Origin of the sequence: Halocalculus aciditolerans, assembly GCF_014647475.1 — an archaeon.
Classification (GTDB): Archaea; Halobacteriota; Halobacteria; order Halobacteriales; family Halobacteriaceae; genus Halocalculus; species Halocalculus aciditolerans.
This window is the reverse complement of record NZ_BMPG01000002.1, coordinates 600,000-613,917: the sequence shown is the minus strand read 5'-3', so window position 1 is coordinate 613,917 and position 13,918 is coordinate 600,000. Positions and strand designations below refer to the sequence as shown.

The following is a 13,918-nucleotide window of genomic DNA, read 5'->3' as shown; positions in this document are numbered from 1 at the left end:
TAACTAGAGACGGCGTCGCGAAGCCGAGAAACCCCGGGTCGAGTCAGAGGAGGCTGGCGGCGTGCTGGGCGGTCTCGTAGACCGCGCCGAAGCCGCCGAGGAGGAGGACGGTGCCGACGGCGGCGGCGAGGACACCGGCGTAGAGGCCGGCGGGCGTCCCGGGGAGGTCGAAGCCGTCGTCGGCGTCGTTCACCCACATCGCCTTGACGACGCGGGAGTAGTAGAAGACGGAGAGCGCGCTGTTCACGATGGCGATGGCGACGAGCCAGCCGAAGCCTGCGCCCCACGCGGAGAGGAAGAGGACGTACTTCGAGAGGAAGCCCGCGCCGACGGGGAGGCCGGCGAGGCTGAACAGCACGACGGTCATCGCGGCGCAGGCGACGGGCGCGCGCTTCGCGAGGCCGTCGTAGTCCGCGAAGGTCCGGCCGACGCCCCAGTGTTCGACGAGGGCGACGAAGAGGAACGCGCCGGTGTTCATGAAGCCGTAGACGAAGAGGTGCGTCATCGACGCGCCGACGACCTGGGAGTCGACGCTCCCGGCGACGGCGGCGAGGCCGATGAGGACGTAGCCCGCCTGCCCGATGCTGGAGTAGGCGAGCATGCGTTTGACGTTCGTCTGCGTGGCCGCGGCGAAGTTCCCGAGCGTCATCGTCACCGCCGCGAGGACGGCGAAGAGGAGCGCCCAGTCGACCGTCGCGGAGACCGCGGAGAGCGGGAACGCGACGGTGAACACGCGGAAGGCGGCGGCGAACCCGGCCGCCTTCGAGGCGGAGGAGAGGAACGCCGACACGGGCGCGGGCGCGCCCTCGTAGGCCTCCGGTGCCCAGAAGTGGACGGGCACGGACGCGGTCTTGAAGAGGAAGCCGACGGCGACGAGGACGACGCCGAGGCCGAGCAGGCCGCCGGGCGTCCCCGACGTGACGGCGTCCGCGATACCGCCGAGGCGCATCGTCCCGGTCGCGCCGTAGACGAGGCTGACGCCGTAGAGCATCGTCGCCGACGACAGCGCGCCGACGAGGAAGTACTTTAACGCGCCTTCGACGCTCCCCTCGTTGTGTTTGAGGTACGCGACGAGCGCGTACGAGGGGAGGCTGACGAGTTCGAGCGCGATGAAGACGGCGGCGAGGTCGTTCGCGACCGCCATCAGCGCCATCCCCGTCCCCGCGAGGAGGACGAGCGCGTAGTAGGACGCCTGGTGTGGCAGGTCGCGGACGTAGTCGTAGCTCGCGACGGCGACGAGCGCGGTGACGACGCCGAAGAGCGCGACGAAGAACAGCGCGAACGGGTCGACGACGATGGCGTTCTCGAACGGCGTGAACACCGAACTCGACGTGCCGGGTTTCCCGAGGAACCAGGCGGCGACGCCGGTCGCGGCGAGCGCGCCGAGCGCGGTCGTCGCGGCGAGCAGGCCGTTCTTCCGCGCGGCGGGCGCGAGCGTGTCGATACCGAGGACGAGGAGCGCGGTCAGCCCGAACAGGTAGACCGGGGTGAGCGCGGGGAGTGTGAACAGTGCATCAGTCATCTAGAGACCACCTCCGAGTGCCGCCGCGAGCGGGTGGACGGCGGATTGAATCGCGCCGAGCACGAGGTCCGGCGCGGTCCCGAGCGCGACCGCGAGCACGACGAGAACGACCGCCGGCGCGACCTCGTAGAACGAGGGCGTGCCGAGGTCGCCGTCGACGTCGTGCGCGAACGGCCCGAAGAGGACGCGCTGGAGGAAGTAGAGCAGGTAGCCGGCGACGACGACGATGCCGAACATCGCGACGGCCGTGATGACCTGCGCGCCGGGGTAGGTCGCGGCGAAGGAGCCCGTGAAGACGAGGAACTCCGCGGCGAACCCGCTGAGGAGCGGGAGGCCCATGTAGCCGAACGCGCCCGCCACGACGACGGCCGCGGTGACGGGGAGGCGGTCGGCGAGCCCGGACAGCTTGTCGATAGTGCGCGTCCCCGTGACGCGTTCGAGGATGCCGACGCCGAGGAAGAGCACGGCGATGAGGAGGCCGTGGCTCACCATCTGGAAGCCCGCGCCGGCGAGCCCGTACGGCGTGCCGGCGGCGAGGCCGAGCAGTAAGAAACCCATCGAGGGGATGGACGTGTAGGCGACGAGGCGTTTCGCGTCCTGCTGGCTGAGCGCGACGAACGCGCCGTAGAGGACGGTGAGCGTCGCGACGCCCGCGATGTAGGGGGCCCACTGCTGGGCGACCTCGGGGAGCATCGTGTAGTTGAAGCGGACGAGCGAGTACGTCCCCATCTTCGTCACGACGCCCGCGAGGACGACGGTGACGGGCGTCGGCGCTTCGACGTAGACGTCCGGCAGCCAGGTGTGCACGGGGACGAACGCGCTCTTCACGGCGAACCCGAAGAAGAGCAGGGCGAACGCGAGCTGCGCCACGGGGACGCCGTAGTACGTCCCCATCCCCGTCCCGGCGGCCGCGGCGATTGCGCCGAGGTCGAAGGAGGGCGTGCCGCTCGCGTAGACGAGCGCGGACACGCCGAGGAAGAGGACGAGGCTCGCGACGTTCGTGTAGACGAAGAACTTGATCGCGGCGTACGTCCGCCGCGGGCCGCCGTACATCGAGACGAGGAGGTAGAGCGGCGCGAGGACGAACTCCCAGAAGACGAACCAGAGGAGGAAGTCGAGCGCGGAGAACACGCCGATGAGGGAGAACTCCGTGAAGAGGAGGAGCGCGTAGTAGACGCGCTTCTTCTCCGCGACGTACGGGCGGCTCGCGAAGATTGCGACGGTCGTCAGGAGCGTGGTGAGGATGACGAGCGGGAGGCTCAGGCCGTCGAGGCCGAGGTGGAAGCTCGCCGCGACGCCGCCGAACTCGAACCACGGAATCTGCGTCTCGAACGCCGGCCGGCCTGTAAGCGCGTTCCCGGTCGCGTCGAAGGACGCGTAGAGCGCGAGGCTCCCGAGGAGCGGGAGCAGGCTCGCGTAGTACGCGAGGCGTTCCGCCCACGATTCGGGGGCGAGCAGGACGGCTGCGGCACCGACGAGGGTGACGGCGAGTAGGAGTTCGAGTAGCATCTAGAACCACCCCCCGTAGAGACCGAGGGCGACCGCGAGCAGGACGATGCCGGTCGCGGCGTACGCGACGTAGTGGCTCGCGTGTCCGTCCTGGATGCGTTTGACGCGCGACCCGGCGAACAGGCTGACGCTCGACGCGGCGTTCACGACGCCGTCGACGACTGCGCCGTCGAATCGGTCGACAGCGCGGGCGACGGGCTGTGCGACGCCGTCCGCGAGCCAGACCTGGAACTCGTCCTGGTAGTAGTTGTTGTACAGTACGGTCTTCGCGGGGCCGAGCTTGTCGGTGTGCTCGACGGGCTCGCCGCGGTAGAGGGCGAGCGCGGCGGCGACGCCGACGAGCGCGACGACGAGGGAGATGCCCGCGGAGGCGAGCATCGACACGCCGGCTTCGTGGAACCCGGCGACGTCGTGGACGAGCGTCGCGTAGTGTTCGGCGCTCGTGAGCTCCTCGGGGCCGATGAGCCACTGTTCGAGGAGGAGGTATTCGTGCGGGATGTACTCGGCGAAGGTGTCGACGTTCAGGAGGCCGACGAGGAGCGCGCCGACGCCGAGCACGGCGACCGGAACCCGCATGGAGAGCGAGGCGGCGTCCGCGTTCTCGGCGGCGCTGCTCCGCGGCTCACCGTGGAAGGTGAGGACGACCATGCGGAAGGTGTAGAAGCCCGTGAAGACCACGGCGACGAGGCCGAGGACGTACGCGAGCAGGATCGCGGGGTTGCCGTCGAGGCCGACGGCGAGCGCGTGGTAGAGGACGGCGTCCTTCGACCAGAAGCCCGCGAAGGGCACGATACCGGCGAGCGCGAGCGACCCGGAGAGGAACGCGTAGTAGACGACCGGCATGCGGTCTCTGAGCCCGCCCATGTTCCACATGTCCTCGTCGTGGTGCATCGCCACGATGACGGCACCCGCGCCGAGGAAGAGGAGCGCTTTGAACGTCGCGTGCGTGAGCAGGTGGAAGACGCCGGCGACGTAGCCGCCAGCGCCGAGGCCGAGCATGATGTAGCCGTATTGGCTGATGGTGGAGTACGCGAGCACCTGCTTGATTTCGCGCTTGACGAGCGCCATCGTCGCGGCGAAGAGCGCGGTGAACGCGCCGACGACCGCGATGACGGCGAGGACCTGCGGGAGCAGGGCGTAGAACCCGTACATGCGCGCGACGAGGTAGACGCCGGCGGCGACCATCGTCGCGGCGTGGATGAGCGCGGAGACCGGCGTCGGGCCCTCCATCGCGTCGGGGAGCCAGGTGTGGAGCGGGAACTGACTCGATTTCCCGATGACGCCGCCGAGCACGAGCAGCCCGATGACGGGGAACCAGTTCGCCGCGTCGAGACCGAGGAACGTCCGCACCGACTCGCCGCCGGTGAGGGCGGCGTGGGCGAGCGCGGGGAACGACCCCTCGCCCGCGAACGCGGCGGTGCCGAACGTGCCGAGGACGGCGACGACGCCGACGAGCAGGAAGTAGTCGCCGAAGCGCGTCACCAGGAAGGCCTTCTTCGCGGCGCTCGCGGGGCCGGGTTCGCGGAACCAGTGGCCGATGAGCCACCACGAGCAGAAGCCGACGAGCTCGAAGAAGACGAACGCCTGCACGAGCGTCGTCGACAGCGTGAACGCGAGCATGCTCGCCGAGAAGAGCGCGAGGCCCGCGTAGTACCGCGGGAGACCGGGCTCGCCCTCGTCGTTCATGTAGCCGAGGCTGAAGACGAAGACGAGGAGCGCGACGGTGGAGACGATGACCGCCATGAGGGCGGAGAGCGGGTCGACGAGCACGCCGAAGGAGAGCCCGTAGGTCTCCCCGGTGGGCGCGACCCACGTCCACACGGTCTCGTTGATGACTTCGCCGCCGGCGACCGAGAGGGCGAGCCAGGCGGAGAGGAGGAGCGACCCGGCGGTCGCGATGACGCCCGGCACCGCGCCCTGTTTCGGGAGGACGCGCGGCAGGTAGTGTCCCGCGAGCAGCGCGATGAGGAACGCGACGAACGGGAGGAGCGGTACGGCGGTCGCGAGATTAGCTAGTTCCGACATGTTACCACTTCATCCCCTCTGGAACGGAGAAGTCCGTCGTCCCGAAGTTCCGGTAGAGGACGAGGACGATGCCGAGACCGACAGCCACTTCCCCCGCGGCGAGCGCGAGCGTGAAGAGGCCGAAGGTCTGGCCGATGAGGTTCCCCCACTGTGCGGAGAACGCGGCGAAGTTGAGGTTCGCCGCGTTCAACATGAGTTCGACGCTCATCAGGAAGACGAGCGTGTTCCGGCGCGCGAGCGCGCCGAAGACGCCGACGCAGAAGACGGCGGCGGACAGCACGAGGTAGTATTCGACCGGCACCATCACCGCTCACCTCCGCTCTTCTCGAGCGGCGCGCCGTCGGATTCGCGGCGCGCGAGCAGGACGGCGGCGACGAGCGCGCCGACCAGGAAGAAGTCGATCATCTCGAAGGCGGCGAGGAAGCCGGTGCCGTCGACGGCCGCCTGCCCGGGCATGTCGAAGAGCAGGTAGCCGATGCTCTCCGTGAGCGCCACGTCCGGGGAGAAGCCCGCGGCGGGCGCGAAGCCCTGCGTGAGGAAGACGGCGGCGAACACGGCGAAGAGCGCGACGGCCACGAGGCCGGGGGCCCAGTGGACGTCGTCCGCGAAGCGCGGTCGTTTCGTCACGCCGCCACCCCCCGTTCGCCCTGCGTGAACATCACGGCGAACGCGATGAGGATGAGGACGCCACCGACGTAGACGAGCACCTGCATCGCCGCGAGGAACTCCGCCTGTAGCATCACGAAGTGCACGGCGACGGAGAGCAGCGTGACGCCGAGGAAGAGCGCCGAGTGCCAGACGTCGCGCGCGAGCACGACGCCGAGACTCCCGACGAGCGTCACCAGCGCGAACACCGCGAACGCCGCGGTCTCCGCGATCATTGGTAGTCCACCTCGCCGTCGCCCTCGCCGACCCACGCCCCGCGGTCGGGTTCGCGCGCCGCGAGCGGGTCGACGTCCTTGTACCACGGGACGTTCCGCAGCATCTCCTTGTTGTAGGCGAGCTCGTGCTTCGTGTCGCCCGTGAACTCGAAGTTCTCCGTGAGGAGAATCGCGTCCACCGGGCAGACCTCCTCGCAGAGCCGGCAGTAGATGCACTGGCCGACGTGGAGGTTGTACTGTTCGCCCTGTCGCTTGTCGTCGGTGACGATGTGGATCGTGTCGTTCGGACAGACCTTCTCGCACTGGCGGCACCAGATACAGCGTTCCTGGCTGAACTTGTGGATGCCGCGGAAGCGCGGGCTGACGTCCGGCGCTTCGTCGGGGTAGTCGACCGTGAAGGTCTGCCCGTCGAGCGCGTGCTTCATCGTCGTCGCCATCGATTTCAGAACTCCGATCATAGCTGGAACACCCCCACGATGACCGCCGTGAGGACGAGGTTCGCGAACGCGAGGACGAGCAGGAACTTCCACCCGACCTCGATGACCTGGTCCATGCGGAGTCGCGGGACCGCGGAGCGACACCACTGCGTGAAGAGGAAGACGCCCCAGATCTTCACGATGAACCAGACGATGCCGAGCCACTCGGGGCCGGGCCCGGCGGGGCCGCCGAGGAAGAGCGTCGCGATGATCGCGCCGCCGAGGAAGATGTGGAGGAACTCCCCGAGGAAGAACAGCACGAAGTAGACGCTCGAGTACTCGGTGATGTAGCCGCCGACGATCTCCGTCGCCGCCTCCGGGAGGTCGAAGGGGTTCCGGCCGACCTCCGCGAGGTTCGCGATGACGAAGAGCACGAACGCGAACGGGTTCACGAACGCGTACCACTGCGGGATGGTGACCGGGCCGAGCGCGAGGAGCGCGCCCTGCTGGGCGGCGACGATCTCGCTGATCTGGAGGGACCCGGCGAAGAGCACCACGGACGCCGCGAGGACGACGAGCGGAATCTCGTAGGCGATGTTCTGCGCGACCGCGCGCAGGCTCCCGAGGAGGCTGTACTTACTCCCGGAGGAGTAGCCGCCCATGACGAGGCCGACGCTCGCGATGCTGGCGACGGCGAAGAGGTAGACGACGCCGGTCTCCGGGTCGGCGAGCTGGAGGCCGCTCCCGAACGGGATGACGGCGAAGCCCATGAACGCCGAGAACGGGAGGACGAACGGCGCGAGGTCGTAGGCGGGGCGGTCCGCGCCTTCGGGGATGATGAGCTCCTTCGCGGAGAGCTGTATCGCGGACGCGATGATGATGAACAGCCCCCAGGGGCCGACGCGGTCGACGGCGATACGGTCCGTGAACGCCGCCGTGATCTTCCGCTTCGCCCACGGGCCGGCGAGCGCCGACATGAGCATCATGATGGTGGCGACGACGACGGCGACGACGAAGCTCAGCGCGACCTCGACCCAGAGCGGGGGGTTCGCGCCGTAGCCGAGCCACTGCGAGAGAATCCCCGTCGTGGTCATCGATCCACCTCGCCGAGGATGATGTCGAGGCTGCCGAGCGTCGCGATGAGGTCGGGGATGTACTCGCCCTCGCTCATCTCGTGGAGCGCGGAGAGGTTACTGAAGCAGGGGCTCCGAATCTTGAACCGCCCGGGCTGCGAGGTGCCGTCGGAGCGGATGTAGATGCCGAGTTCGCCCTTCGCGCCCTCGACGGCGCGGTAGACTTCGGCGTCCTCCTCGGGCGTGAGCGTGCGCGGGACGTTCGACTGGACCGTGCGGTCCTCCTCGTCCCAGTTCTCGAGGAGGTCGACGCACTGCTCGACGATGCGCGCGGACTGCTCAACCTCCTTCATGCGGACGAGGAGCCGGGAGTAGTTGTCCTTCCCGGAGTCCGTGATGACGTCCCACTCGAGGTTCTCGTAGTACCCGTAGGGGTCGTCGCGGCGGAGGTCGTAGTCGATGCCGGACGCGCGGGCGACCGGCCCGGTGACGCCGTACTGCTTCGCGATTTCGGGTTCGAGGATGCCCGTGCCCACGGTGCGGAGCTGGAAGAGCTCGTTCTCCGTGATGAGGTCGTGGTACTCGTCCATCCGGTTCGGAATGCCGTCGAGGAACTCGCGGACGTTCGCGAAGAACTGATCGCGCGGCTCCGGAATGTCCCAGACGACCCCGCCGAGGCGGAAGTAGTTGAACATCATCCGCTGGCCGGTGAGGTCCTCGAGGAGTTTCTGGACGCGCTCGCGGTCCTGCATCGCGTACATGAAGATGGCGGTGAAGTCGCCGTAGATGTCGAGGCAGAACGTGCCGAGCGCGAGGAGGTGGGAGGCGATGCGGCAGAGCTCCGCGCCCATCGTCCGGATGACCTGCGCGTACTCGGGGACCTCGATGTCGTTGAGGTCCTCGGCGACGCGGGCGTACGCCCACTCGTTCAGCAGGCCGGCTGACGCGTAGTCCCAGCGGTCCGGGTACGGCATGATCTGGTGGCGGTAGTCGCCGTTCTGTGCCATCTGCTCCTCGCAGCGGTGGAGGTAGCCGATGTCGGGTTCGACGTGCGCCACCTGCTCGCCGTCGAGCACGGTCTTCAGGTGGAGGACGCCGTGCGTCGCCGGGTGGTGCGGGCCGATGTTGAGGAACATCGTGTCTGCGTTCTCCCCGCGGTGGCTGTCCGCGAGCGGGTTCTCGTGCTCCTCGAAGGAGACGATCTGGGGTTTGTCCTGGTTGTAGTCGAGCCCCATCGGGTGGCCCTGCCAGGTCTCCGGGAGGAGGATGCGGCGGAGGTCCGGGTGGTCGTCGTAGTTAATCCCGACGAGGTCGTAGGCCTCGCGCTCGTGCCAGTTCGCGGTCTCGAACACGGGCGAGCCGGACTCACTGACCGGGTCGTCCCGGGGCGTCGGCACGACGACGCTCACTTCCTCCGTCGGGTCGTCGTACTTCTTCAGGTGGTAGATCGACTCGAAGTGCGTCTCGTACTCCTGTGCCGTGACGGCGGAGAGGTGGTCGAACCCGGCGTCCTCTCTCAGCGCGGAGAGGGCGTCCTGCACGCGGTCCGAGCGCACGCGGAACGCCTCCGCGTTCAGATGCGTCTCTCGGCCCGTGACGGCGTCGCCGAGGAGCGCTTCGAGCGCGTCGTAGTCGACGCCCTCGACGGGCGGCTCTTCGACCTCGACGTCGCCCTCCTCGGGCGTTTCTTCCTGCGTGCTCATGGCGAATCAGCCCAGTTGTACCGCATCACGAGGTCGTCCTCGTCGATGTCGTCCGCGAGCTGGCGGACGAACTCGTCGCGCTCTAAGTCGCCGAACTCCTCCAGCTCGTACGGCTTGACCGTCACCGGCGCGGTCTCGCCCTCGCGAACGCGCTCTTGGAGTTTCTGCACGCCGTAGACGAGCGCCTCCGGCCGCGGCGGACACCCGGGGACGTGGATGTCGACCGGGATGACCTCCTCTGCGCCCTTCAGGACGTTGTATCCCTCCTGGAAGGGGCCGCCGGAGATGGTGCACGAGCCCATGCCGACGACGAACTTCGGCTCGGGCATCTGGTCGTAGACGCGCTTCATGCGCGGCGCGAACTTCGAGACGATCGTCCCGGGGACGATCATCACGTCCGCCTGCCGGGGGCTGGCGCGCGGGACGCCGGACCCGAAGCGGTCGAGGTCGTGTTTCACGGCGTACGTGTGCATCATCTCGATGCTGCAGCACGCGATGCCGAACTGGAGCATGAACATCGAGTTCCCCCGTGCCCAGTCCACGAACTTATCGAACTTCGTGAGGATGAACGGCGTGGAGCCGAACGCCTCCCGGAGCTTCGAGTTGAATCGGTCGCCGCGGCCGACTCCGGCGCGGGCGTCCTGTGTCTTCCGGAGCGGTTCCTTACTCTCGACGATGCTGTCCCGGGGTGTGTCACTACTCATAGTGTCCGTGTTCTCCGTAGCGTGGGTTGCGCACCCAGCGGACGGCGCCGTTCCGCCACGCCCACGCGAGCCCGACGACGAGAACGCCGATGAACGCGAGCATGGGGACGAGCGCGGGAAGGAGGCCGACCGATGCGACGGCGTCGCGATAGATAAGCGTCCACGGGAAGATGAGGACGGTCTCGACGTCGAAGACGACGAACAGCAACGCGACCATGTAGTACTGCACGTTGAACCGGAGACGCGTCCCGCCCGTGGGGACTTCGCCGCTCTCGTAGACGGCTCGCTTCCCTTGTTCGGGCACGCTCGGACGGAGCAGGCTCGACAGTCCCATCATGCTCAGCGGAATGAGGACTGCCACTACCGCCAGCGCGCCGATGGCGATCCATGGATTCATAATCGTCGTATCGTGTGACGCTTCCAGCCGAACTCCTATAAACGTTGATTCTTCCAAATCTCGCGGCGTGGCGGCCGGATTCCGCGAATTCAGCGGTTCTGTATGAACCCGTCGATTCCGTCGTCGTGGAGGCGCTCGGAGACGTCGGCGACGCCCGACTTCTGGTCGTCGTGGAAGGCGACGAGGCGCTCGCGGAGCGCGTCGTCGGAGCGCGCGAGCACTTGGGCGGCGGACAGCCCGGCGTTGTAGGATTTCCCGGCGTCGACGGCGGTGAGCGGCGCGCCCGTCGGCATCCCGATGACGGAGTCCACCGACTTCTCCTGGACGGGGACGCCGACGACGGGAACGGGATAGGCGATGCTCGCGGTCATGTTCGGGAGGTCGGCGGATTTCCCGCCCGCGCCCGCGACGATGACGTCGACGCCGCGCGCTTCCGCGGTGTCCGCGTAGGCGTACATCAGGTCGGGCGTCCGGTGCGCCGACACCACCCACGTCTCGTAGGTGTAGTCCGCGTCATACGTGGTTTCGACGTCCGTGCACTCGGCGAACCCGAGCTCGTCGAGGGCGTCGGCCGCGCCCTTCATGACGTCGAGGTCGGAGTCGCTCCCCATCACGATACCGACGTCGGGGGCGGTGGCGAGGTCGCGTTCGGCTTCCGATTCGAGTCGCTCGATGAGGTCAGTCTCGGTGGTCATAGCTGTGAGCGGTGAGTCGTCAGTCGAAGTCGAGGGCGTCACGCGCCGCTCGTGCGCGCGAGAGCATCTCTTCGCGGTTCTCGCCATCGGTGTGGTCCGGTTCGACAGACGGGCCACTCCCGACGAGCGTGAGGTGCCCCATCTTTCGGAGGGGGCGGACGTCGTCTTTGCCGTACCAGTGGAGGTGGACGCCGGGTTCGGCGAGGACGTCCCGGACGCCGGTGAGCTTCGCGGGGCGCGTTTCGTCGACGGTGCCGAGGATGTTCGCGGAAACGGCAGCATCGCGGAGGGCGGTCGGGGCGAGCGGGAGGCCGAGGACGGCGCGCGCGTGCTGTTCGAACTGGCTCGCGTGCCCGGCTTCGATGGTGTAGTGGCCGGAGTTGTGCGGGCGCGGCGCGACCTCGTTCACGAGCACTTCGCCCTCGCTCGTCTCGAAGAGTTCGATGCCGTAGACGCCGCGGCCGTCGAGGGCGTCGAGGACGTCCATCGCGACGTCGCGGGCGCGCTCCGCCACCGCGTCGGTGGTGCGGGCGGGCGCGACCGTCTCCCGGAGGATTTCCGCTTCGTGGATGTTCTCCACGACGGGGTAGGCGGCGCGCTCGCCGTCGCCGACGACGCCGATGATGGAGAGCTCGCGTTCGAAGTCCACGAACGCCTCGGCGACGAGTCCCTCGAGGCCGCCGAAGTACTCCTCGGCGTCTTCGACCGTCTCTGCGGGCGCGTTCCCGCGGCCGTCGTACCCGCCGGTGCGGGCTTTGAGCATCAGGGGCGAGCCGAGTTCCTCGAACGCGGCTTCGAGGTCGTCGGCGTCGTCCACCTGCCTGAACGCGGGGCCGGGAACGCCGGCGTCGGCGAAGTGCGAGTCCTGCACGTACTTGTCCTGTATCGTGCGGAGCGTGTCGGGGTCCGGGTGGACAGGGACGTCGTGTGTGTCGCTTACTTCGGCGAGTACGTCCGGGTCGGCGAGTTCGATTTCGAACGTGAGCGCGTCGCTCCGCGCGGCGAGTTCGTCGAGCGCCTCCGGGTCGTCGAAGTCGCCCTGTATCTGCGCCGCGGCGGGCGGCGCGGCGGGACAGTCCGGCGTCGGGTCGAGCACGACGACGTCGACGCCGAGCGGGCTCGCCGCCTCGGCGAGCATCCGCCCGAGCTGTCCGCCGCCGACGACACCAAGCGTCGCGTCCGGAACGAGAACCGTCATCACCCGACGAGTGTGGCCGGGAGTGCATAACGCTCCCGGTTCCGACCGTCAGGTGTGCACGTCCGTGCCGTCACGTGCCTGTGGCTCGGGCAGGGCGGCCGGGTCGACGAAGACGACGATGACGGTGTTCGTCGACGTCAGCCGATAGGTTCGGGCGTCGTAGCCGGGGAGCGTCTCGCTCAGCTCCTGGTAGTGCTCGGCTTTCGCGAGGACGACGGGCGGGGCCGTGTCGTTCACGGCCGCGAGGTTCGTCGTCGAGTCGACGGTGACGTTCGAGCGCGCGAGATACCACGGGAGCGGCAGGCGGTTGTACCAGTTCCCGGCCGGCAGGTCGGTATCCCGTATCGAGGGTTCGTTCGCGACGTTGAAGTGCGAGCCGTAGAAGAGGAGGTCCGTGCCTTCGTGGTCGGCGGCGATGCGCGCCGTGTCGTCGAGGGCCGGGCGGACGTCGTAGGCGGGCTGACCGTACTGGACGAGGACGTTGTCGGGGTCGGAGTGGTTCGTGTACGAGGTCTGCGCGGCGACGACGCCGACCTGGCCGACGGCGGCGACGAGGACGACGACGGCGAGCGCGACGCCGACGGTGTCGCCGGCGCGGACGGCGCGAGCGCTTCGGCGGACGAGCAGGCCGCCGCCGACGCCGCCGAGGAGCGCGAGCGGGACGACGACGTGGACGACCGACCAGTGGCCGGAGATGTCCGTGATGGCGGGGTAGCCGAGGAGGCTCGCGAGCGCCCACGCGGCGGCGAACGTCACGAGCGGACGCGGCCCCCGCTCGCGGTAGCGGTCCGCGAAGAAGCCGAGAACGGCGAGCAGCGTCGTGACGAACGCCGCCTCCGCGAGGACCTTCCCTTGGTCGACGAAGAACGAGGAGTAGGAGGACTCGTGGCCTGACCCCCACTGGTCGAGGAAGGACCGGACCGCGCCGACCGTCGCGTCGTCGAGGAGATGCGGGTAGGCGGACGGCTGGTAGACGTCGGGGCGCGGCGCGAACAGGAATATCCACGCGACGACGAAGACGAGGAGCGCGACGACGGCCGGCGGCCACCGCTCGGCGACCGCGGGCGGCACGCGGAGCCGGCGTCTCGCCCGCTCGGCGGCCGGCGTCTCCCGGCGGTTCACGGCGTCCCAGAGCCCGCCGAGCAGGTCGACGTACGGCTGGAGGGCGTCGCCGCCGGTGGCGCGGGCGCGGAGGATGTAGTGGTCGAGGAGGACGGCGAGCGCGCCGAGCCAGCAGAAGAGGTAGAGGAGAGCGTTCTCCTTCGTGCTGAAGGCGAGCGCGAACGCGACGGCGGCGGCGTAGAGGTAGCCGTGGCGGCCGGTCGCGCGAGCGCGGAGACAGAGGCCGACGGTGGCGACGGCGAACGCGGCCACGAGGACGTCGTTCCGCATGAACCGCGAGTAGTAGAGGAGGACGGGGTTGAGCGCGAGGAGCGCGGCGAAGCAGACGGTCTCGGCGCGGTCGAGGTGGTCGCGGTAGAGCCAGGCGGTGAGCGGGAAGAGGCCGCCGACGAGCGCGACGACGGCGCGCGCGGCGTAGTCGGTCGCGCCGAAGACGTCGAAGACGACGCGGTTCACGAGGAAGAGGAAGGGGCCGTGGACGATGGGGCGGTACTCGTAGTGGCCGGTCGCGGCGAACTGGAGGGTGAGGTAGCCGACGCGCGCTTCGTCCCAGTGGAACATCCGCGCGTCGAGGAGGGCGAAACGGAGGACGAGCGCGACGGCGGCGGCGAGCGCGACGCCGAGGGCGGTGCGGCGGTCCGACTCGTTCATCTACCGGGACTCGGGACCGGGA

General features: G+C 68.8%; 14 protein-coding genes. All 14 read right to left on the bottom strand.

Features of this window, described 5'->3' with window-relative positions:
* Nucleotides 1-43: 43 nt before the first annotated feature.
* The 14 genes from IEY26_RS09745 to IEY26_RS09680 all read right to left on the bottom strand — a co-directional run bounded on the left by IEY26_RS09745 (nt 44) and on the right by IEY26_RS09680 (nt 13,896).
* Nucleotides 44-1,522 (bottom strand): NADH-quinone oxidoreductase subunit N, encoded by a 1,479-nt coding sequence (locus IEY26_RS09745; protein WP_188978378.1) that lies wholly within the window; start codon nt 1,520-1,522, stop codon nt 44-46.
* Nucleotides 1,523-3,031, bottom strand: a complete 1,509-nt coding sequence (locus IEY26_RS09740; protein WP_188978376.1) for a complex I subunit 4 family protein — start codon at nt 3,029-3,031, stop codon at nt 1,523-1,525.
* Complete coding sequence (nuoL, locus tag IEY26_RS09735; protein ID WP_188978374.1) at nt 3,032-5,056, bottom strand: NADH-quinone oxidoreductase subunit L; 2,025 nt, start codon at nt 5,054-5,056, stop codon at nt 3,032-3,034.
* Nucleotide 5,057: 1 nt separating this feature from the next.
* On the bottom strand, nt 5,058-5,360 hold the full coding sequence (gene nuoK, locus IEY26_RS09730) for an NADH-quinone oxidoreductase subunit NuoK (RefSeq protein ID WP_188978372.1): 303 nt from the start codon (nt 5,358-5,360) through the stop codon (nt 5,058-5,060).
* Nucleotides 5,360-5,683 (bottom strand): NADH-quinone oxidoreductase subunit F, encoded by a 324-nt coding sequence (locus IEY26_RS09725; RefSeq protein WP_188978371.1) that lies wholly within the window; start codon nt 5,681-5,683, stop codon nt 5,360-5,362. The genes nuoK and IEY26_RS09725 overlap by 1 nt, the downstream gene beginning before the upstream one ends.
* Nucleotides 5,680-5,937, bottom strand: a complete 258-nt coding sequence (locus IEY26_RS09720; RefSeq protein ID WP_188978369.1) for an NADH-quinone oxidoreductase subunit J — start codon at nt 5,935-5,937, stop codon at nt 5,680-5,682. Before IEY26_RS09720 ends, IEY26_RS09725 begins: the two co-directional genes overlap by 4 nt.
* Nucleotides 5,934-6,395, bottom strand: coding sequence for a NuoI/complex I 23 kDa subunit family protein (locus IEY26_RS09715; protein ID WP_188978367.1), 462 nt, complete (start codon nt 6,393-6,395; stop codon nt 5,934-5,936). The genes IEY26_RS09720 and IEY26_RS09715 overlap by 4 nt, the downstream gene beginning before the upstream one ends.
* The gene (locus IEY26_RS09710) at nt 6,392-7,447 is read right to left on the bottom strand and encodes a complex I subunit 1/NuoH family protein (RefSeq protein WP_188978365.1); all 1,056 of its coding nucleotides are present in this window, start codon (nt 7,445-7,447) and stop codon (nt 6,392-6,394) included. The genes IEY26_RS09715 and IEY26_RS09710 overlap by 4 nt, the downstream gene beginning before the upstream one ends.
* Nucleotides 7,444-9,129 (bottom strand): NADH-quinone oxidoreductase subunit D, encoded by a 1,686-nt coding sequence (locus IEY26_RS09705; protein ID WP_188978363.1) that lies wholly within the window; start codon nt 9,127-9,129, stop codon nt 7,444-7,446. The genes IEY26_RS09710 and IEY26_RS09705 overlap by 4 nt, the downstream gene beginning before the upstream one ends.
* On the bottom strand, nt 9,126-9,833 hold the full coding sequence (locus tag IEY26_RS09700) for an NADH-quinone oxidoreductase subunit B (RefSeq protein ID WP_188978361.1): 708 nt from the start codon (nt 9,831-9,833) through the stop codon (nt 9,126-9,128). Before IEY26_RS09700 ends, IEY26_RS09705 begins: the two co-directional genes overlap by 4 nt.
* Nucleotides 9,826-10,230 (bottom strand): NADH-quinone oxidoreductase subunit A, encoded by a 405-nt coding sequence (locus tag IEY26_RS09695; protein WP_188978359.1) that lies wholly within the window; start codon nt 10,228-10,230, stop codon nt 9,826-9,828. The genes IEY26_RS09700 and IEY26_RS09695 overlap by 8 nt, the downstream gene beginning before the upstream one ends.
* A gap of 89 nt (nt 10,231-10,319) precedes the next feature.
* Nucleotides 10,320-10,925: a 5-(carboxyamino)imidazole ribonucleotide mutase gene (gene purE, locus IEY26_RS09690; RefSeq protein ID WP_188978357.1), complete on the bottom strand. Its 606-nt coding sequence runs from the start codon at nt 10,923-10,925 to the stop codon at nt 10,320-10,322.
* Nucleotides 10,926-10,944: 19 nt separating this feature from the next.
* The gene (locus IEY26_RS09685; RefSeq protein ID WP_188978355.1) at nt 10,945-12,123 is read right to left on the bottom strand and encodes a 5-(carboxyamino)imidazole ribonucleotide synthase; all 1,179 of its coding nucleotides are present in this window, start codon (nt 12,121-12,123) and stop codon (nt 10,945-10,947) included.
* A gap of 48 nt (nt 12,124-12,171) precedes the next feature.
* The gene (locus IEY26_RS09680; protein WP_188978353.1) at nt 12,172-13,896 is read right to left on the bottom strand and encodes a flippase activity-associated protein Agl23; all 1,725 of its coding nucleotides are present in this window, start codon (nt 13,894-13,896) and stop codon (nt 12,172-12,174) included.
* Nucleotides 13,897-13,918 lie beyond the last annotated feature (22 nt).